This window comes from Photorhabdus akhurstii (assembly GCF_019090985.1).
GTDB classification, from domain to species: Bacteria; Pseudomonadota; Gammaproteobacteria; order Enterobacterales; family Enterobacteriaceae; genus Photorhabdus; species Photorhabdus akhurstii.
The window spans coordinates 2624720-2644778 of record NZ_CP020335.1; the positions used below are offsets into that span (position 1 = coordinate 2624720).

General features: G+C 47.0%; 16 protein-coding genes. All 16 read right to left on the reverse strand.

Annotated features, from left to right (window positions below; all coding sequences use genetic code 11):
- Positions 1-2: 2 nt before the first annotated feature.
- Complete coding sequence (locus tag B0X70_RS11585) at positions 3-629, reverse strand: response regulator (RefSeq protein ID WP_040150773.1); 627 nt, start codon at positions 627-629, stop codon at positions 3-5.
- 16 nt (positions 630-645) lie between these two features.
- A complete protein-coding gene (locus tag B0X70_RS11590) occupies positions 646-1893 on the reverse strand; it encodes a diguanylate cyclase family protein (protein ID WP_246593499.1) in 1248 nt (415 codons plus the stop codon).
- 71 nt (positions 1894-1964) lie between these two features.
- Positions 1965-4562: a type VI secretion system ATPase TssH gene (tssH, locus tag B0X70_RS11595; RefSeq protein ID WP_217471539.1), complete on the reverse strand. Its 2598-nt coding sequence runs from the start codon at positions 4560-4562 to the stop codon at positions 1965-1967.
- Positions 4555-8064, reverse strand: a complete 3510-nt coding sequence (locus tag B0X70_RS11600; protein WP_217471540.1) for a type VI secretion protein IcmF/TssM N-terminal domain-containing protein — start codon at positions 8062-8064, stop codon at positions 4555-4557. The genes tssH and B0X70_RS11600 overlap by 8 nt, the downstream gene beginning before the upstream one ends.
- Positions 8065-8079: 15 nt before the next feature.
- Positions 8080-8703, reverse strand: a complete 624-nt coding sequence (locus B0X70_RS11605) for a DotU/TssL family secretion system protein (protein WP_246593500.1) — start codon at positions 8701-8703, stop codon at positions 8080-8082.
- The gene (tssK, locus tag B0X70_RS11610; RefSeq protein ID WP_217471541.1) at positions 8700-10097 is read right to left on the reverse strand and encodes a type VI secretion system baseplate subunit TssK; all 1398 of its coding nucleotides are present in this window, start codon (positions 10095-10097) and stop codon (positions 8700-8702) included. The genes B0X70_RS11605 and tssK overlap by 4 nt, the downstream gene beginning before the upstream one ends.
- 3 nt (positions 10098-10100) lie before the next feature.
- Positions 10101-10769 (reverse strand): type VI secretion lipoprotein TssJ, encoded by a 669-nt coding sequence (locus B0X70_RS11615; protein WP_214039082.1) that lies wholly within the window; start codon positions 10767-10769, stop codon positions 10101-10103.
- A 16-nt stretch (positions 10770-10785) separates the two neighbouring features.
- Positions 10786-11865 (reverse strand): type VI secretion system protein TssA, encoded by a 1080-nt coding sequence (tssA, locus tag B0X70_RS11620; RefSeq protein WP_217471542.1) that lies wholly within the window; start codon positions 11863-11865, stop codon positions 10786-10788.
- Between the two features lie 16 nt (positions 11866-11881).
- Positions 11882-12181: a PAAR domain-containing contractile injection system baseplate protein gene (locus B0X70_RS11625; RefSeq protein ID WP_173362525.1), complete on the reverse strand. Its 300-nt coding sequence runs from the start codon at positions 12179-12181 to the stop codon at positions 11882-11884.
- Entirely contained in the window at positions 12181-12777 is a 597-nt protein-coding gene (locus B0X70_RS11630) for a DUF6931 family protein (protein WP_217471543.1), read from the reverse strand. The genes B0X70_RS11625 and B0X70_RS11630 overlap by 1 nt, the downstream gene beginning before the upstream one ends.
- 34 nt (positions 12778-12811) lie before the next feature.
- A complete protein-coding gene (locus B0X70_RS11635; protein ID WP_217471544.1) occupies positions 12812-14737 on the reverse strand; it encodes a type VI secretion system Vgr family protein in 1926 nt (641 codons plus the stop codon).
- Between the two features lie 24 nt (positions 14738-14761).
- Positions 14762-15718, reverse strand: a complete 957-nt coding sequence (gene tssG, locus B0X70_RS11640; protein WP_217471545.1) for a type VI secretion system baseplate subunit TssG — start codon at positions 15716-15718, stop codon at positions 14762-14764.
- Positions 15709-17520, reverse strand: coding sequence for a type VI secretion system baseplate subunit TssF (tssF, locus tag B0X70_RS11645; protein ID WP_217471546.1), 1812 nt, complete (start codon positions 17518-17520; stop codon positions 15709-15711). The genes tssG and tssF overlap by 10 nt, the downstream gene beginning before the upstream one ends.
- A 4-nt stretch (positions 17521-17524) precedes the next feature.
- Entirely contained in the window at positions 17525-17968 is a 444-nt protein-coding gene (gene tssE / locus B0X70_RS11650) for a type VI secretion system baseplate subunit TssE (protein WP_105398665.1), read from the reverse strand.
- 51 nt (positions 17969-18019) lie between these two features.
- Positions 18020-18514, reverse strand: coding sequence for an Hcp family type VI secretion system effector (locus B0X70_RS11655; protein WP_217471547.1), 495 nt, complete (start codon positions 18512-18514; stop codon positions 18020-18022).
- A 56-nt stretch (positions 18515-18570) separates the two neighbouring features.
- A complete protein-coding gene (gene tssC, locus B0X70_RS11660; protein ID WP_046395417.1) occupies positions 18571-20052 on the reverse strand; it encodes a type VI secretion system contractile sheath large subunit in 1482 nt (493 codons plus the stop codon).
- Between the last annotated feature and the right edge of the window lie 7 nt (positions 20053-20059).

A 20059-nucleotide genomic window follows, 5' to 3' on the forward strand; every position in this document is an offset into this window, starting at 1 on the left:
GCTTACAGCCCCAGTCCAATCTGATGCAAATAATTATAAAGTGCTGCTTCACTGTCTAATCCGAGCTTTTTCATCGCGCTGATTTTTTGTGCGCTGATAGTCTGCTTAGTACGGTATAAACGTGCAGCGATATCATTCACACTCAATCCTTGCCCCAACAATTTAATCACTTCCAATTCCTTGCTGGTTAGCGTTTTTACAACCTCTTCGTCCGGTGATTCGAGAAATTGTTCACTTAAATAGGGTTTATCACGCCCGGTTGTACAGTACAACCCTTTGACCAGCTCATGAGATAAGCTGTTTTTGTTCAGAATCGCTTTTACTCTGTAATCAATCAATGAAGCAATGATTTTCCGGTCACTGATCATGGTGATGACCACAATAGGCAGATTTGGATACTGTTCCCGTATCCGGCTAATCATCCTCAGACCGTCAATCTGGTTATGACCCGGCATAATGAAATCCGTAATCAGCATATCCGCCTCTTTTTCTTCCAGCAGAGAGAAGAGCGCGGCGACATCATGGGCTTCCCCCACAATTTGGTAATTCTCCGGCAATGTTGCCAGTATCGTGCGTAGTCCTAATAAAAATACCGGATGATCATCGGCAATAATGACTCGTCTGGGCATGAGTTATTTCTCCAGATTATTTACTTTTTATATTTACTATTTCACGTATCGTTCCTTCAATAAAACCGGCATCTTCTCCCACATGGACGATTAAGGCGATAATGACTAGGTTAAATTCACCTTTGCCATCGGCAATCCGAACTTTTAGTGTTTGCGGTATTTGCGAGACGGAATTTTTAAGCTGTTCGATTTTATGCCGATCTTCCTGATGTACCCAAGCCATCAATTGCGACCAGGAGGCAGGCGCTTTTCCGCTCCGCATCCAAGCAGAACCATTATGATGCCAGTACAGATGCCCGTTGGCGCTTAACCGAAAGCAATTAACCCGTTCTTGATCCAGCATGGCTCTCATTAACAGAAGACGCGCTTTGCTCTGATGTAATGTATTGATTATATTAGATAAATAACTACAGTATAACAATGCGGGCAAGGTCAACGCTGTGCTGTACCAAGCTGCTATCTGCACATTTTGTTGGAGGTTGGTTAACGGGGATGAGAATGGCCCAAGACCAAAAATGGTGGCACTCACGATCCCTACTGTACACAGGGATAAGAAGCTGCTTAATACCAGCAGATTACCGCTTAGTGCCAGCAGCATCGGTAAACTAAAAGAAAATAGCAGTGCGATCCCTTGCCAGTGTATTTTCCCGGTTTCCGGTGGCGGACTGATGAACAAGGCTGTCATGGCAAATAGGGCTGCCAGCCATAAACCGTAGATTTTCCAGTTCTCAACCCTATTTTTCTCATAGGTGATACAGGAGATAACAAACAGCGTAAATGGCAGATAACTCAACACTGAGCCTACGATAATCGGTAATGAAATCGATATGTCGGTAGGATAACCAGAGAGATGAAGTATCCACTTTGCGGTAAATCGCTCAATGATGCCACTTAACGAACAGAGTACGGTCAGGCTAATGATCTCCCTTGCCCGTTTCGGGGCCCGCATGACACCGTAAAAAAACTGCCAGATCAGCGCTGTTACCACCAGCATCATCACATTGATACAGGAAAAGATCAGCGATACGTTTACCGGTCTTCCATACCACTGACTGGCGGTCAGTGCAATCAAGGCGCCCGTTATTAACCAGACAGGCCAATACCGTGGCGCCCTGGCGCAAAATATATCTTGTAACAAGCCTGCCGGAAACCACACCAGTGATGACAGACTCCATACATCCCGTACCTGTAGGCTTAACAGTGCCAGCGCGAAATTGACCAATGTAAAAATAAACCAGAAGATCACTATCTTTTTCATTTTCATCGGAATCTTATTCCGTAACACTGATGTTACATTCGTAAGATAATAATAGCAGAGATAAGCGTTTACTACCCTTAGTTTATAATATTTGGTTGTGATAGTTTCTTTTTGTCTGATCGTAACTGTATCTGACCTTCGGCAACATCCATCCAGACATCTTCATTGACTGGCGTATCGCCGAGCAACAATTGATCTGATAATAACGGCAGGACGAACTGAGTTAACAGATTATCAATTTCACGGGCGCCGCTCTCCGCTATCCGGCATCCTTCGGCGATAAAATCCACCAGCGTATCGCTATAGTGCAATTCACATTGAGTTGATTGACGATAGCGCACGACAACTTTATTCAGTTTATGGCGCACAATGGCATGCAGAACTTCGCCATGTACCGGCAGATAAGGGATAACCTGCAAACGACCTAAAAATGCCGGCGTAAAAATACGTTGCAGTTCTGGCCGGATAATCTCCTGAATATCTTCCAAGTTGGCCGGGCGATTTTCCCCCTGCTCTTTTACTCCGTGCATTGCTGCACGCATCACCAAATCTGATGTCGCATTGGTAGTCAAGATAATCAGCGTATTGCGAAAGTTAATCTGTTGCCCCTCGGCATCTTCCATCATGCCTTTATCGAATACTTGAAAGAACAACTCCAGCACATCGGGGTGAGCTTTCTCCACTTCATCAAGTAGCACTACGCTGTAAGGTTGACGTCGAACTGCTTCCGTCAATACACCACCTTGTCCATAACCGACGTAGCCCGGAGGAGAACCTTTCAGGCCGGAAACCGAATGGGCTTCCTGATATTCCGACATGTTAATCGTAATCAAATGATGCTCACCGCCATACAATTCATGGGCTAGTGCTAAAGCGGTCTCGGTTTTCCCCACACCGGAAGGACCTGCGAGCATAAATACTCCGGTAGGTTTGACCGGATCGGCCAGTTGTGCTTTAGCGATCCGAATTTGACGCGCTATCTGGCTGAGCGCATGATCTTGCCCCATGACCCGTTGACCGAGGCGGGTTTCTAACTGACGCAACACATCACGCTCATTTTCTACCATCCGGCCAAGGGGAATTCCTGTCCAGCCGGCAACAATATCTGCTACACAGGCGGCATCAACACAGTCAAAGACATAAGCGTGCTGATGGTGGCGTTGATGCAGTTCTGCCCGTAGCACAGGCAACCGTTCGTCATGTTCTTCACAAGCGAGGATGTCATTGACCAACTGACGTTGAGCGTGATATTCCGGCAAAATTTCTTCCAGTGATGCCTGCAATTCAGCCTGACGCTGCGCCAATTTCTGTAACTGGGCTTCATGACCACCTTCACGCAGTAATGCTTCCTGTTCGGCAGCAATGTTTGTCAGCATGGCACGCAGATCTTCGATCGGTGCCGGTTCATCCGTCTGTGAAACTGCAACGCGGGCGCAGGCGCTATCTAACAGGCTAACCGATTTATCCGGCAACTGACGTCCAGTGATATAACGGTTGGCTAATGTAACGGCTTCTGTGACCGCCTCTGCAAGTACTTTGACGCCATGATGTTTTTCCATTGCGGGCGTCATGGCGCGTAACATGGCGATTGCCAGTTCTAACGAAGGTTCTTCAACTTTGATCACTTGGAAACGACGTGCTAACGCCGCGTCTTTTTCAAAGTATTTCTTATATTCAGACCAAGTGGTTGCCGCAATCGCCCGTAATTCACCTCGTGCCAACGCAGGTTTCAACAGATTGGCTGCATCGTTTTGTCCGGCTTGGCCGCCTGCGCCGATTAGCGTATGTGCTTCATCGATAAACAAAATCACCGGTGTAGGATACTTTTTCACCTCATCCAATAATTTTTGCAAACGGCTTTCAAACTCGCCTTTTACGCTGGCACCCGCTTGTAGCAGCCCCAGATCCAGCGTAAATAATTCAGCCTGTGCCAAAACTTTCGGCACACGCCCTTCAACGATTCGTTGGGCAAGCCCTTCAATCAGCGCAGTTTTGCCGACGCCCGCTTCACCGGTTAACAGCGGGTTGTTTTGGCGACGACGTAACAGAACATCAATTAATTGACGGATCTCCCGCTCACGTCCTAAAACTGGGTCTAGTTTGTTATCACGCGCTGCTTGTGTCAGGTGATGCGTGTATTGTGCCAGTGCGGATTGAGTATTATCCCCGACAGGCGCTGTAGTTACAGGTGATATAGTTTGTTGCGGTTCCGTATGTGTCTGTGTACGCAACCACTGTTCTATTCCCTCGGTGTTACCCTGTAACGCCTGCTGTAGTTCTGAGGTAAGCGAATGATGCAGCGACGGATTCACGATTAGTGTCACAATCAGTGCCTGAGCGGTAATCTGTGATGCACCCCAGTGAGTACTGGTATACATCCAGGTCTGTTCTACCCACTCAGTGAGGTTGGTAGCCAGTACCGGCGGACGATGATTACCACTACGTAATAGCGTCAGTGACCGTTGGCAGGCATTGAGCAACGTCATGGCATCAATACCACCGTGGCGACACACTTGTTCCATCGTCGGAAGCTGTTTTTCAAACAAAGCCAATAATAGATGTTCAATTTCCACTTCATGATGGGTGCGCCGTACTGCCAGATTCGCGGCTTCATCAAGGCACTGACGCGCTTCTGCCGTTAATTTACTGACGATCTGTTTAAGATAATTACTCACTTTTAGGTTTCCTTAATTCGTTCCAATGGGTGGTGATCTGTGATGGCAAAGTAGAGAGAGTTCCTTTTGCCACTGTTGGCTCACTTAGATTTAACAACTGGCTATCCAGTCGGCTGCGTTGTTCCAATAACGCCGTTTGTTGTTGCTGATGTTGCTGCCACTGTTGATACAGTGTTGAAGCAGCTTTGCTTCCGCTGATTTGATAGCGCACAGTGATGTTATTGATACCCAGTGCACTTAATTCATCGCGTCGCTGTGGGAACGCTTGTGCTGCCAGTGTCAGTTCACCGCGGGAAAAAGCGTGCATAAATTGCAACAAACCATCGGGGCCTACGTAACTTTTGCTTAATGTAAAGCGGGGAAAATAGACATCAACTTGTACTTTACCGCATGTGCCGGGGCTCCAATGCAGCGTCATGCTGTCATTGAAATTCATACTTTTAAGCTGCTGTACGCCATCATCACAACTCAACGTCACTGAACTGCCTACTGGCAATACTTTTGCCCCTTGGTTAGCAGTCGCCGGCTGACTGACAATCGTGACTTCCGCCGATGGCTTCTGTTCTTGCTTCGGTTCCTGTTGTGCCGTCGCCAGTTGTTGCTCGCTTTCCAGTAAGGCGAGTTTCTCTTGCAGGCGACGACGAATATCCGATGTCGCTGAAAGTAGGTCATTCGGTTGGATTAGGTTATTAATATAGAAAATGAAATCATCGTTAAACGGAAAGAGCACATCTTCCATTTCCTGACGCTTAATCCCTTCGGGGCGAATATCCAGCGCATACTCTGCGGTATCCCGTACAAATGCGTTGCTGTATTCATACAAACGCGCATTCAATTCCCGGCCATCAAACAGTTCCTGTCTGCTCAATTTTTCCATCGGCCAAATCACTTTACTTTCCCACTGGGTTTGCAAACGACTGGCGGCACTTAAGAAGGCGTAACGCAGTACCAGATGAGCATCACCCTGATAGAGTCGCCATAGGGTTTCATTTACCCCGGCATTCTGTTTGCTTTCAGCCTCATGGCGCCACAAGGTGAAGCGGCTGAACAATGCACGCAGGCCGCTATCGTCCAGTTCCCCTTTCTCGTTGTTTAACGCATTTTTAACCAACACTTCGGTTTCCATATCACTGAGCAACTCGCGTTGGCTATTTAACTGTACTGCTTGTCGGTAGACGCGATAGCGTGTCAATACGTTGTCATCCAGCCGTACAGAGATCTGCGGTGAAATACCAAACCACGACATGATGCGCTGGCGTAAAGAGAGGTTTCCTAGCGAGACCCGTTGCATCACGTTACTTTTTTGCACGTAACCATGTAGTTGCCATAAACGATGTTGTGTCTGTAACCAAGGTTGCTGCTCCGTCGACTCTACCGTGGATAAATCACGTTCTAACTGTGTCAGAAAGGTGATATAGGGACTGTTATATTGACCCGTTGCTAATATCAGCGTTTGCCAGTTTTTCTTGCCTCGTACTAACGTTTCTGCTTGAGGCATAGCTTGAGCGAATGCTAACCACTCTGATTGGCGCTGATTTTGATACTGTTGATAAAACGAACGCTGTAAAGGAGCAAAGAATTCCGATCTGTTAAGAGCTTGTGCCAGTTCGCCCAAGGTTGCCTGAATATCTTGCTCACCGGCTTGGGTATAAACACCACGGATACGAGCGTTAATTGTGGCGGCATCCTCGCTGGTCAATGGCCAGAAATCAGCCAGCGTCAGTGAATGAGTTCCTGCCGGTTGTTCGTCGGCTAACAGCCACTGCCAATTACCGCCATCTGCCAGTAGTGCCTGTAATGTGTCCTGCCATTGATCAAATTCTTGCTGTGCGTTGCCTTGGCGATATTGCGCCAGACGGAGTGCCACCCGTTGTTCTGTGGATAAAGGATCATTTTCACCACTTAACAGTGAAGCTGAATAAGCAGGCATATGCTGTAAAGTTTCCAGCGTAGCGCCATGTGCCATTGCTTGTTCGATGTTAATAAAACGTGCCCAATGTAAAGCAAACAGTCTTTTTTGTGGTGCTTCCGCATTACGGAAACGTGTTAGCAAGTGTGTTGCTACCGATGCCGGGTTGAAGGCATTAACAGGCGCTTGTTGTTGGTATTGCTGCGCCATCCGTTGTTCCATTGTATGGGTGACCGGATAGAAAAGCAGAGATGGCAAGGTTTCCTGCAACCAGTACTCAACTTGTTGATAGCGCAAGTAACTCCGCTCAAGCGGGTCTGCCTCATGGATATTTTCAAGTTGCGTAACGCCACGCCAGGTAGTCATCAAGGCATTGCCTGCACCGTACACCAGCATCAAACTTAGTAGGCTAACGAATATGCGTTTGGCCAATGTCCGCCAGCCTGTCAGCAATACGCTATTACTATGTTGATCTTGACTATGTTGAACTTGGGCTGGCAGATATTCTCCCAACAATCGGTGGCTGAAAATGCCCGTGGTTTGATGCTCCGCGGTAAAAAACATGCCACGCAGCAGACCATGCTCCAGATAATGGTCTTGGTCGAACAAGGCGTTCAGGTAGCAACCTAGCGCTGGTTGCAGTTGAGCGACGGTTTCTGGTAACGCTAAGACTGCTGCGTTGGGTTGCTGACGTTGCTGATTGAGCAACTTAAGACGTATCATTTTCAACGTATTAACAATGGTGCTCATACTCTTATCCAGCACGTCGGCGACGTTACCCACCGTGTGACGCTCAATAAAATCGCCTAGCAATTCAGCACGTTGTTCTACTGACAGTTGGGTGCACCAATGGTCAAACCCCGGCAATGTTTCACTGTGGGTAAGGATCAACCAGATTGGCAAGCGACGTTCCAGACGTATCTGTAATGGCTCCAACTGCGCTCGTACCTGACGTGCGGCGATATAGAGCGCTCTATTGTCGCTGTTTAGCAACTGTTCCACTGACAAGCAAACGAGTACACCAGCCGGTTTACGTCCCTGCGCTATCCAGCGTATCAGACGTAACCAGGCTTGCCGGTACAGGGATTGACCTTCGGTATAACGGCCGGAAACGACCATGTACATTGCCTGACGGAAGAACCACCAGCGACAGGTAAAGGTCTTTTCTGTCAGCGACGGCAGATTTTTCCCCGTCATGGGCGCTACATTGCAGCGTGTTAACAGCTTCTGTTTACCATTGCCCCGTTCTCCTACCACCAGAAACCACGGTGGAACAGGGCCGTTACGGTGTAACAGTGAACGGAATCGACGCCAACTTTGTAAATGTCCTCCTTGCCGCCAGTGCTGGTATAGTAAATATTCCAGACGGTTATCTCCTTTCCGCCAGAATTTATTTATCCAGCGCAGTTTATTCATTATTTGCGGTATGAATGTAATTGCCCCACGCAGCAGTAATAACAATAGGAATAGGCAAAGAAATAGTAACAGGCCACCTATTGTCGGCCACGAAAATACCACAGCAATAGTTAAACTAAGTAATAAAAGGATAACCATCACGCTAAGCCAGCCAATGGCATAAAATAATTTTTTCATGTTTAATTTCCGAATTTATCGGCCAATACTTAATAAATAGACGGTAATAAAAATATAAATTAATGTAAGGGGCGACATGAATAATATTAGTTTTCTGAGCCATTTGTTATTTTTGCGCTTATTTTTCAATTTATTATCGCACCTACTCATTAATCGGTGATTTTCTAAAGAGAGATAGCCACGCAAAGTATCAGGAAGATTATCTAATTCTTGCTGGATAATATTGTGTAATTCCAGATTATCACGTTTGCCATAACGACCATAAAATCCGGCAAGCAGACAAAAAACATAGACCAATCGAACCTGATAATTATCCGGTACTAACGCGGCAAGGCGATCAAAAAACGTATTTCCGCCCAATTCGGCATCATAAAGCTCTGCCTGTAACGATGATTGGCGCCAAATACTCAGTTCTTTCTGACCTGCACACAGAATGGCTTCATCTGCCCAAACCACCACGGCGAAATTTGTCTCTTCGATATCTTGCGCCCCGTAACCTTGCAAACGCGCCCTATTCTGCGCTTGAGTCAACTCAGATAATAAGGTTTGCCGCAGTGTTTCCGCTTGATTCACCTGCTGCTGGATCATGCGTAATACGCAGGTGAATACCGGAATATAACAATCCAACAACTGCATCATGATGCTCTCACTATAACGATTTCTATTTGTAAATCGTCTGGCGCATCTGCCCAGTGCACCGCCACACGTTCACTATCTTCTACCTGCCGCCATAACGCGCCACGGTTTTCTACCCGGAAATAGCGGGTATTTGTCCGGTTAGGTAAACCATGTGGCGCAATTTCCTGGTAGTACAGACGCACACCGGGCAAAGCTCGGTTAATAATGTTGTCGATCTGTTCCGCCGCTGCCAGTTTAATCAGGCGATCGTCAGGAATTTCACGCTCACGCTGGCTAAAGCTGTCAGAACGCAGCACCAAATAGAGCCGTTGTTGTTCATTGATGCTGGTTCTATTGAAGGCGGCATGATAATAACCGTAGCTTTCTTGTTGCAGAGGGATCACGGTGTTTGGTTCCAGCACCAGTGCATTAAGCAAATCGGCAATTGTTCGTTCACAACTATCAAGAGTTAGCGCCAGATCCAAGTGCTGATATTTCTCCAGCGCCTCTTCTTGCCCGTTCCACTCGCCTAAAAAGGAGCAACGGTCGGTAAAACAGGAAAGCTCGCTGATCAGTTGACGCAATAACCCAAAAATCTGTAAGGGATGAACATCTCTTGCTTCCTGAAAATGGTGCAATTGCACGACATAACGCGCCAGAGTCCGTAGTGCCAGCAATAGTGTGCTTTTTTCTTGGGTATAAATTTCCCCTTCCAACGTTTGCGGGCGTTTCAACTCTTCCAATTGACGGACTCGCCCGGTTAACTCCTGACACAGTTGATCAATGCGCTGGCCCAGTTGCGGCACAGCATAGAGCGTTAAACATGGCGGTAGATAACGGTTATCCAGCACAATACCGTCACTGGTGCAATGCAGTTGGCCCACCGGTAATAATGTATAACCCGCTGCCTGAGCAATCTCATCGTGCAAGAAGAAACGTAAGTTATAGGTCAGTTGTTGCACTTCCGCTTCCGGGCCATCGCCAAAGGCATCCCGCATACGCTGTTCTTGCGGCCATGTTACCCAGCGGCTGGTGGTATTACCGACACTGTTGGCATCCGTGATACCGGTGACGTTACTCTGATTGTGGCTGAACATACGCAAGCCAACATAAATGCGCTGCGGTTTATCGCGTACTAACCAGCAATCCCGCAATGATCGGGCACTGAGCACGCCATTGACATCACAATCCACGTAGCAACCATCGGGAAAAATGAATGCGGCGTGATGAACACTTAGCACTTCATCACTTAGTGCGGCCAGATTGAATGCAAGTTTCACCACACCAAAAGCATAAGGCTGAGTCAGTAACTGATAGCGCCCTTGCCAGTATTGTTGTTGCAATTCATGGGCCTGAAAGTGTTGCGGCTGTAAATACAAGCCTGAATACCAATACATCGGTTTATGTTCAAACATGGGTTACTTCCTCAATACACTTTCGTCACTGCCGGATTCTGTCGTTTGTCCGGGTTGTTCGGGGAAAACTACCTCATCTCCGGTGTTACCTGCTGAGAAATCACTGCGGGTAATGGCGTAACGTCCTAACGTCAGATTAATGCGCACGGGAACAAATTCAGCGCTCCAGGCGCTATTCCACCAACCGTGTTGCTCAAGGCGCAACGGCAGTGATAATACTCGCGTATGAGTACTATCCGGCGCTGGGTAGTAACCGGCAATTAATGCGATATAACGCGCCTGTTCCGCTCTATCGATATGTAAAGATACGGATTGTCCCGGTATCATTACGTAATTATCCAACTGTAATATTTGCTCTGTCGCACCAGTGCCGGCAAATAAATTGCGTAATAACACCGGATTAGCCAGTAATTTATCTAATTGTTCACGTTTCTCCGCTTGAGCAATTAATATTGTGCAACTGTTCGGCGTATTATTAAAAACATTCAGTTGCGGAACCGAGGTTATTTTTAACCGAATGGCATTGCTGGCATAAACCGGTTTGGCTTGTTCAATTGCCTGCAAGCGTTTTTCATCGTTGGAGATAGAATGACTGCAACCACTTATTAAAATAATTGCTGTCAATATTAAAAAATGGCGTTTAATGACGCTATAAAAATTTATGTTATTCATTTGGCTCTCTGTTTATTTATGGTCCTTTCATCACGCGCATAATTTCCTGTAGCGCGGAAGAGTTTTCTGACATCATTTCTTCCAGCCATTCGGCCATACCCATATTTGCCCAACGCGCTGCACGTTCAATTAAATAGGGCACCGGACTGGTAGGTTCATTTTGACGAAAGTAATTGGCGATATTGATCATTTGTCCTATGGCGATAGTGCGCATTTCATGATGCGCCCGATCTTCCGTTAAAAAAGTCGTATTCATGCCATTTGGCGCATCTCCCCCTGCCGCTACTGCTTCATTGCTATTGCTGGATTCCTGGCTTGAGCCTGGCGCCGCCATTTCACGAAGTCGTTCGATTAAGGCCGCCAGATCTTGCAATCGCTGAGTACTGGCGCTCATGCTGTTACCGGCGTCTGGCAACAGGCTCGCCATGATCTGTTGCAGTTCTGCCAACGTCTTACTGACCAGTCCAGTTTGCACCAGCAGTTGGTTAAATTGTTCGACTGGCGTAGTGCGAATACTGCCGTCACATTCAGCGATACCGAAATAACCATCACTGATCAAGGCGCTGCGTAATTCACTATTAACAGCAACCCGTTGTTCAAAATATTGCACTCGTTGCCAGACGCTCAGACTCAATTTGCTATCATCGGTCAATGTCAGATTGTCCAATTGTTTCACCAATTGTTTATCCAACCAGCTCAATCGTCCAAGACGGGCATCTGCACTGTTTGCCTCTGTATCATCCAGCGGCGGATAAAGTACCGGCCAAAAAGTTTCCAGTAGACGAGAAAGTAATGTGATACCTCCACTAATACCTTCCAGACCATACAGTTCCCCTTGTGCCTGGGTTAACCAGCAGGCTATCTGCAAGTCTTTACTCTGTTTTTCCAGTACTTCCTGGCACAACGCTGAAACCTTCATCCAATCAGCCTGACGGGTTTCATAACCCCATGCATCGTCCTGGAGAAAATCGTCGTCAGTTTCCCGCGCAGCGTTTATTTGCTCAAAAATAGGTTCGTATTCGATATCGCATCCCGCTGGTTTGTCAGCCGTAATGGGCTGTAAAAAACGCGCGATATCTGTCTGGGCTAAGTTCACGGTGACGACTTCCATTTCAAGCAATAATCACTAATGGATAACCGGTAGTAATCGTGCCGCCATGTGCACACAGATCGCCGAGTCTGGCCGCAGGCCGTCCGCCAATCAATACCGTTGGACTGCCCATGACCACTGTATCCGGCGGCCCGACGCACACTAACATTGAACCCATTGTCGCCGCGGGTAATCCACCAATCAGCACTGTCGGTACACCTGGCGGCATAATCGGTCCGCCTACATGTGGCACCGGCGGTACCGCAGGCGATACCATTGGACAAATATGCATATCACCCACACGGGCGGCTGGCATTGGCATCATTGCTCTCCTGATAACGTAGTTTCATGGTACAAATAGTTTTTGCGTCCCTGATCTTGTGACGGCGGCAATTGCCTCAGTTGTCCGTGAGCCAGTTGAAAAAATTGCTCAACGTACCGCATTTGTTGTTCCGGCTGTTCACTATAAAGGTGCAATATCAGGCACAACGTATCGGCTAATACCGTCGGTGACTGCCACGGTTGTGGATAGACCGCTTCCAGATCCGGCGTGGTCATGCTGCCTTCACTCCAAAAGACGGAAAGCACCAGACATGAGATTGGGTTATCGAACCCGACTGTTTGCGCCTGTTCGAACAGCTGATGACGCAAAGGATCGCCACCATCAACCCGCCAGCGCCGCACCTGTTGCAATAACGACCGTTGTCCTTGTATGAGATCGCGTTCGTAAACGCAGGAGATAAATGTCAGTACCAGCTCAAGGGCTTGAGTGTAAGGCAACATAAAAATGGTGTAGTACACCGCGTCTTGCCACAACATTTGCTGATTAAGCGCCGATAGATTCTGTTCATGTGCTGCGTGTTGTTGTAGTGCCAATTCCGCCTGTGGCGAAAGCTGGCAGTGTCGTAATTTAACCATGACTGCAAACTCTTATTGTTCGTTGATCCTGCTATTAACCAATCTTGGTCAAAGTGCCTTTCACCATAGCAATGCCGGTCGCATCCACCTGAACAATGCCGCCTTTTAATTGTGCCATCGCACTGCCTTCTACTTTTACTGTGGTGCCGGTTAGCTCCGCCATGCCGCCGCTCTTCAACGCCAGTTTTCCTGATCCTTCTACTGTGACGGATGGCGCTTTGATGGTAATCCCGGACGGAGTAATCGATAATTTGCTGGCGCCGACTTTCAGTTCAATGCCCTGATTTGCTGTAATTGTGCATTGTTGACCTACATTGATTTTGGCGTTACCTCTGGATACCTCCAGCTCATAACTGCCTGCGCTCAAAGTTAACGTGTCATTGCCCTTTTTAATTTGGGTATCGCGTTTTTCTTGGATTTCCCATAACACGTTGCGATCGATCTGCGCTGAAAAGTCATTTTTCGCTTTCAGGCGCATATCTTTTTGTGAGTGAAGCAAAATAAACTCTTGACCTTTCTTATCTTCGAAACAAAACTGATGTCCTTGCTCCACTGTGCCTTTTGCACTACTGCGCGTAGCAATACCACTTTGGGTTTTCTGTCCCGGTAGCGCGAATGGCGGCATTTTTACCCCGTTATAAACCGTTCCGGTCACCAGCGGGCTATCCGGGTCGCCATCAATAAAACTCACCAATACTTCGCTGCCCACACGTGGTACAAATTGCGCGCCAAACTTTGCGCCATTCCAGAACTGACTGACGCGTATCCAGCAGGAGCTGTCATCATCTTTTTTATGTTCTTTATCCCAGTGAAACTGGATTTTGATGCGCCCTTGTTGATCAGTGTGGATCTCTTCTGACTTCGGCCCCACCACCAGCGCGGACAATACGCCGGAAATGTAGGGACGCGTAACAGAAGAACGCGGGCGAAATGCTTTATTCGCCGGGAATAAGGTCACTTGAGACGAAAACAGTAATTCGCCTTCCTCCAGGTTGTTCTCCGCTTTTAATCGCTGGTGGCCCACGGCATAACGGCCATCGGCACTGGTGTGCCCTTTCAGGGTGAACTGATGCCCCACTTGTAAACTGGGATAATTGTTAGCGGCACGTGCATAATAGGACTGTGATTCCCACTGTTCCATGCACAGCGTTGCCTGTGCTTCCAGTTGATTACGCTCCTCTTGACGTCGATCATCATAGATAGAAAGCTTGGGATTGGTGGAATAGCCGCTGTTCGCTTTGGCGCTGGCACTGATTGCCGCAGCACTTTTAACGTTATAACCATTCATTTCCGCGGTACCTGGAATCATTGTGCGATGAATATGCCAGGCGCGTAGCCCATAACCCTGTTGATCACCGATCTTCGATTGATATGGCAATACCGCTAAAGGCGCGTTAATAAACGTCGAAGGGTGATCCGCCAATACCAGTACATGACGTCCCTCTTCATGGCGAAAGAAATAGAAAATCCCCGCTTGTTCCAGCTGACGTGTCACAAAGTCAAAATCTGATTCCTTGTATTGCATACAATATTCAAGTTTCGGATAACGGCTTTTTAACGCCACTTCAACGTCGTTAAACCCACGTTTACGGAAGATATCGCATACCATATCCGGCACGCTGACGCGCTGATAGACGCGCAAATTATGGGTTAATGTCAGCATTTTTAGCCAGGGTTCAATACGTGCCTGATAACAAAACTGGCCGTCGCTGAAACCTTGTTGCTGCAATTCAGTCAATATGCCATGCACAATGCGATGATTCGGCGCTTCACCAAGACGAAATGCCAAAGGCTTACCGATATGAGACTCCAGCTTATCCCAGTCTGCGTTGGAATAGAGTTGAGCAGAAAATGAATAAGGCTGCGACAGATGCTCTTCCCCCTCTATTTTGCTCAGTGCCACAATGTCTGACAGGCTACCGATAACCTGTAGAAAACGATTCTTTTGCCCTAACAGCATATTTTTATTACCTGCGTTTTTTGTTTAACTTGCGTAAGGACCGGTACATTCAGCCAAATAGATACGCTGAATATTGTTCTCGCCGGTATCGCCCAAACAGCCATCCCATCCCAATTGGCGGCTGCCATTTAATACATTGCCTTGCCCACTGTGCTGTACCAACAATTCCAGTGAAAAGGAGAGCATCGGCCCGGCAAATTGCCACACCCATTGTGTCAATTTGCGATATTGTTCATTTCCCGGCATAAAGGCGGTGCGCTGCCGAGCGGCAAACGGTCCTAACTGAACATGAAATCCTGATTGAATATCCCAATAAGCATGTCCCAACATCGGGTTATCGCCTAACAAACTACGACCTAAACAGCAACGATGAGCCTGTTCAGCATATTGCCAGCGCCCTTTAAAAGGCTGGATGTTGACCGCCATCCCAAATTCTCGCTGCAACAGGTGTTGCAAATTCACCATTGAGCGGACCGGTGTTGCTAATAATCCGACACAGGCGGGATGAGAACGTTGTGTGGTGTCCGCCATCAACTGGCCGACAACTGCTGGAATGACCGCCGGTAAAGCCCGATGGGTTTGTAACTCGGCATTGACATATAACCGGTATTTCTGCCATGCCTGAAAACGCAGGCTAAGCAGGCGATGAGTAAAGATATCAATAAATGCTTGAGCTGATTCGTCGCCATAGCGGTAACGTCTGTCAATCAGCCATTCGGTATAGCGCAACGGCAATGCGCCAAGGGTTCCTAATAGGCCAAAGTGATGTACCGCCATGCGATATTGCTCGTACCCCTCTTGCGGTGGCAATAGAGATTCGACTTCCCTTTCCGGCGCATCCAATGTGAGTACAGAGCTAAATTGCACCACATCATCAGGAGTGATTGCTGTTTCTTCACGTTGGCGACAACGTTTAAGCAAACGGCGTACATTTTGATAAAAACGGCCGCCAGCTAAACGTAGCTTATTTTCTAAAGCCATGTCAGTCTCCCACTGCGACGCGGCCAACGACGAGTACTGTTATTAACCGTCTCTAGCTGCGTTACGGTCTGCGTGAAGCTGTTAATCGGCGCGTACATGGCGATAAAACGTTCTAACAGGCTGCAAAACAGATAAAAATCCACAAATTCCCCCGCTTGTGCCTGAAATGTCAATGTCACTTCCAGCCCACGCGCCAAGGAATAGGGATCGGCGGGATTCAGGCGTGCACTCACCGGCGCGATAGCAACCTGCTGTAATTGTGCAATCAACCGCGATATGGCCGGATCACCAAGCAAATTGTAGAGTTCTAGCGTCTCTTTTAAGCACTGAACACCCTGCGGACCACTCAGTAGCATTTGGTTCAAATTGAGTTGCGATACCAACCGCCAGTTCAAGGCGCTATTGGGTTGTGGACGTACCGGCAAGCGAGGACGGATCAGTCCCAGAATTTTTACGCCCGGAAGTGCGCTTTCTGATTCGAAATCCCCATCAGGATGACCGTTGTTCAACTGCCGCGGTATATCACGGTTAGTACAGGTCAGACTCAAAATCACCACATCGGTTTCAGGTTTCAGATGTTCGCCGCTGCTATCAGAAAAACCGATGAACATATTCATCCCCAGATCGTTATGCCTGAGTGAGGGGCGCGGAGTTGCCTGCCAAAATAACGGGAACTGTTCATCAGACTGTGTATGTTCAATACCAAATAATGACGGTACTGGTTTGGAACTTAATTGTTCCTGCTGACGGCTGACAATCTCGACCTGATCGATGGTATAGATTTCCATACTTTGTGGACGACGAGCATCCGGTTGAACCAGATATTCGTGTTCTGTTTCCAGTGGAATAATCGGTTCCGCCTGATGAGGAAACAGGTTAATTATCGGTACGCAATTCAGCCGGAAGGTTTCGTTGCTGACTTTATCGCTCATACGTTCAATTCGACGCGATGCGACACAATCTTTAAGCCGAAAACGGTATTGCAGCTCACCTAATGAACTGGTAATTAAGCCAGCATCCGGTAGCGGAATATCCAGGAATAAGAATTTTTCTGGGAAACTAAAATAATCACGAAACAAGTGATGAACCGGATTTATCAATGAATCATCGGCGCATAAGTTATCTTGTGGATCGAAGCCCACCACCTGAACATCTCGGCTATTCAGGTTGAATGTACGCTCACCTAACCGACATTCCAGTTGCTTAACTTGCGCCGACAACAATTCATACAAACAATGGGTTAACACCGGTGCGCCATGTAAATACAACCGGATATGTTGCGCCTGAAAGCTGGCGCCCGGCCACAGGGTAAAATTTAGCGTTAAGATAAAGTCCCGATCATAAGGGTCTGGTATTAGTTCTGCATGTGTTAAATCTAATGGCAACATCTCCAGCGGATATACCGTGCGGAAACGACAGGCTACATCACCTACCGGTTGAGAAATCAACGGGGTATGCCGCGCCACTGTCATCATTCCGGTCACACCGGATGTTAATGGGTCTTGTTGGAACTGCACCAACGATACCGAGGGTACCTGACGTAGAAACTGTGGCGCCAGTACCTCCAACATAGCGTTACTCAGCTCCGGCATATCTTCATCAATCCGCTGATGGATTTTTGCTGTCAGAAATGCAAAAGATTCCACCAGACGTTCTACATGCGGATCTTCCGAAACACCTTCCGCAAACCCAAGACGTTTAGCAATTTTGGGAAAACGTTGAGAGAAAGCAGCGCCATATTGTCTTAAATAACTTAATTCCCGGTTGTAATAAGTCAGTATTTTTTGTGGTAATAACATCATGTTGTTATTTATCCCATGAAATTGAATAGGTATACGCGGTACTGTTCCATGAGATAGAAAACACCACTTGTTCGTTGAAGAAAATTCCACTCACCCAGAAAGTTATATTTTCTGGCGTGTTTTTTTGTAATGTAATAACGACATTTTTCAAGCGCGGTTCGAACCAAGAAATAGCCTGGTAAATATTATTGCTAAGTGCATCAATACGTTCATCATCGGAAATATCCACATTAATGACATCGGAAACGCCATAATTTAAAACTGATTTCGGTAACTCACTAAACAAAGGGGAAATTTCAGAAATCGGTCTTGATGAAAATAACATATTCAAATCAGAAATTAGGCTTTGTACAACTTCCTGACGCGACCAGACTAGTGCTACACCCCGTTTTTCATCTTGTGGATAATCATCTTTCAGGCGATGGAGAAATGAAGGTTGAATCATCATATTTTTCCGGCTAGAAACTGCCGACCTTTGGTCGGCAGTAAACGGTAATTGTTACTGTTTTTTGTTCTCGATAAGATCCCAACCTTCCGGTCCCACCTTATCTCCTTTAGTTCCATCTTCTTTGAGCGGTGTAAATGTCCACTTAATTTTGGAATAGGCGATAGAAAGCTGTTCTTGTGGGAATTCACCACCACGTGAACACGTTTCATGAACGTCAGAGATAATACATTCGTCCATTTCCACTTCCGCATAAGGGTGCATTTCGCCTTTGAAAAGCGTGCAAATTTCCAATTTCACTTTCTTAATTGCGGTACCTTGCGCCACAGCGGACAGCAAACCAATTGAACTGGAATCCATCACTTTCACACAGTCAATGGTACGGAAATCCGATGCACCAACGGTAATTTTACGTTTACCGCTGTCTGCGATACGTGCATGGTTGAACGCGCCAAAATTGACATGACTCAGCTCAATCCACTGTTTATGTTTACTGTCGGTACTCTCACCTGTAATACCATCAATTTGTAAAAAAATTGAAGAACTCATAATTAACTACTCCAGTTAGTTGTAATAAATAGGACAAATATTAATAAATAGAAAAATCAGGCAGCCGATGACGGTGGTAAATCGGCAACCAACCGTAAAGACATACTTAATCCTTCTAATTGGAAATGCGGCCTTAAATAGGCCACAGCCCGATATGTTCCCGGTGAGCCGGGGACTTCAACGACATCAACTCTTGCCTCACGTAATGGGTGACTCGCTTTAATTTCTGCGCCAACGGTATCAGAGCCAACAATATATTGGTTGATCCAATTTTGCAGATAAGACTGACATTCCTCACGGGACATAAAACTACCCACTTTGTCACGCACAATCATTTTCAGATAATGTGCAAAACGAGAAGTTGTCATAATGTATTGCAATTGGGTTGATAATTTTGCGTTAGCGTTTGCCAGGTCAGAATTATATTTCCTTGGTTTATTCGGTGACTGTACCGAGAAAAATGCGGCGTAGTCAGTCCCTTTATAATAAACCAGAGGAATGAACCCTAATTCTGCTAACTCTTTTTCACGGCGATCAGAGATAGCCACCTCAGTCGGGCATTGCAGCACATTTTCACCGGACACAGAGACATAATGATACGCAGGCAATGCTTCGACCAATCCTCCCCCTTCTACACCACGGATCGCCGCACACCAACCATACTGTTCAAATGCCGCCACCATGCGACCTGCCAGTGCATAGGCGGCGTTAATCCACAGATAACTGCCGCTATCCCCTTCCTTCACTTGCTCTTCGAAGCAGAATTGCTCAACCGGGATGGTTTTTGCCCCATAAGGCAAACGGCCAATCACTCGTGGTAAAGTCAAGCCGACATAACGGGAATCATCAGATTCCCGGAAGCGTTTCCAACGCAGATAATCGGATGTTGCAAGCAGTTTGGATAAATCCCGTGGACGTGGTAGTTCACCAAAATCATTCAGCCCCAACATGCCCGCGTTGACTGAACTGATAAACGGCGCATGGGCTGCCGCGGCCACATGAGAAATCTGTTCTAGCAAATAGAGATCTTCCGGGCTGTTATCAAAGTCAAAATCACCGACAAATGCTGAATAAGGTTCACCACCAAAGGTACCGTATTCATATTCATACACATTTTTAAACAGCATTGACTGATCGAAATCTGATGCCGATTTAAAATCTTTAATTAAATCGGTTTTCGTCGCGTTCAACATGCGGATTTGGGTATTATCCGTTTCGCTTTGGTCAAGTAATCCTTTAAGTCCCACCCAAGAGGATTCCAGACGCTGAAATTTCGGGTGGTGTAATACCAGACTCAGTTGAGCGGACATCAGCGCATCAATCGCTGCGATACGTTCGTCAATGCTGTTTACCAAATCGCCGGAAACCACCAGTGAACCGGAGGTGACTTCGGCCAGAAACTGGTCGAGCTGGCTTTTTACCCGATCACGATCTGCTTCTCGACGAATGGCTTGCGTGTTATCAATAATCTGATCAAGAAAATCACCATTTGTTTCCGTCGTTTTCAATTCTTGTTGTTCAACAACGCTCTGTTCCATACTGCCC

What these genes read in the sequence shown, in the direction of transcription:
- B0X70_RS11605 (WP_246593500.1), bottom strand. Translation starts at nt 8,703, where the DNA reads ATGATGCAGTTGTTGGATTGTTATATTCCGGTATTCACCTGCGTATTA.
- tssC (WP_046395417.1), bottom strand. Translation starts at nt 20,052, where the DNA reads ATGGAACAGAGCGTTGTTGAACAACAAGAATTGAAAACGACGGAAACA.
- B0X70_RS11615 (WP_214039082.1), bottom strand. Translation starts at nt 10,769, where the DNA reads ATGAATAACATAAATTTTTATAGCGTCATTAAACGCCATTTTTTAATA.
- tssG (WP_217471545.1), bottom strand. Translation starts at nt 15,718, where the DNA reads ATGGCTTTAGAAAATAAGCTACGTTTAGCTGGCGGCCGTTTTTATCAA.
- B0X70_RS11630 (WP_217471543.1), bottom strand. Translation starts at nt 12,777, where the DNA reads ATGGTTAAATTACGACACTGCCAGCTTTCGCCACAGGCGGAATTGGCA.
- B0X70_RS11600 (WP_217471540.1), bottom strand. Translation starts at nt 8,064, where the DNA reads ATGAAAAAATTATTTTATGCCATTGGCTGGCTTAGCGTGATGGTTATC.
- tssK (WP_217471541.1), bottom strand. Translation starts at nt 10,097, where the DNA reads ATGTTTGAACATAAACCGATGTATTGGTATTCAGGCTTGTATTTACAG.
- B0X70_RS11590 (WP_246593499.1), bottom strand. Translation starts at nt 1,893, where the DNA reads ATGAAAATGAAAAAGATAGTGATCTTCTGGTTTATTTTTACATTGGTC.
- B0X70_RS11655 (WP_217471547.1), bottom strand. Translation starts at nt 18,514, where the DNA reads ATGAGTTCTTCAATTTTTTTACAAATTGATGGTATTACAGGTGAGAGT.
- B0X70_RS11635 (WP_217471544.1), bottom strand. Translation starts at nt 14,737, where the DNA reads ATGCTGTTAGGGCAAAAGAATCGTTTTCTACAGGTTATCGGTAGCCTG.
- B0X70_RS11625 (WP_173362525.1), bottom strand. Translation starts at nt 12,181, where the DNA reads ATGCCAATGCCAGCCGCCCGTGTGGGTGATATGCATATTTGTCCAATG.
- tssE (WP_105398665.1), bottom strand. Translation starts at nt 17,968, where the DNA reads ATGATGATTCAACCTTCATTTCTCCATCGCCTGAAAGATGATTATCCA.
- tssF (WP_217471546.1), bottom strand. Translation starts at nt 17,520, where the DNA reads ATGATGTTATTACCACAAAAAATACTGACTTATTACAACCGGGAATTA.
- B0X70_RS11585 (WP_040150773.1), bottom strand. Translation starts at nt 629, where the DNA reads ATGCCCAGACGAGTCATTATTGCCGATGATCATCCGGTATTTTTATTA.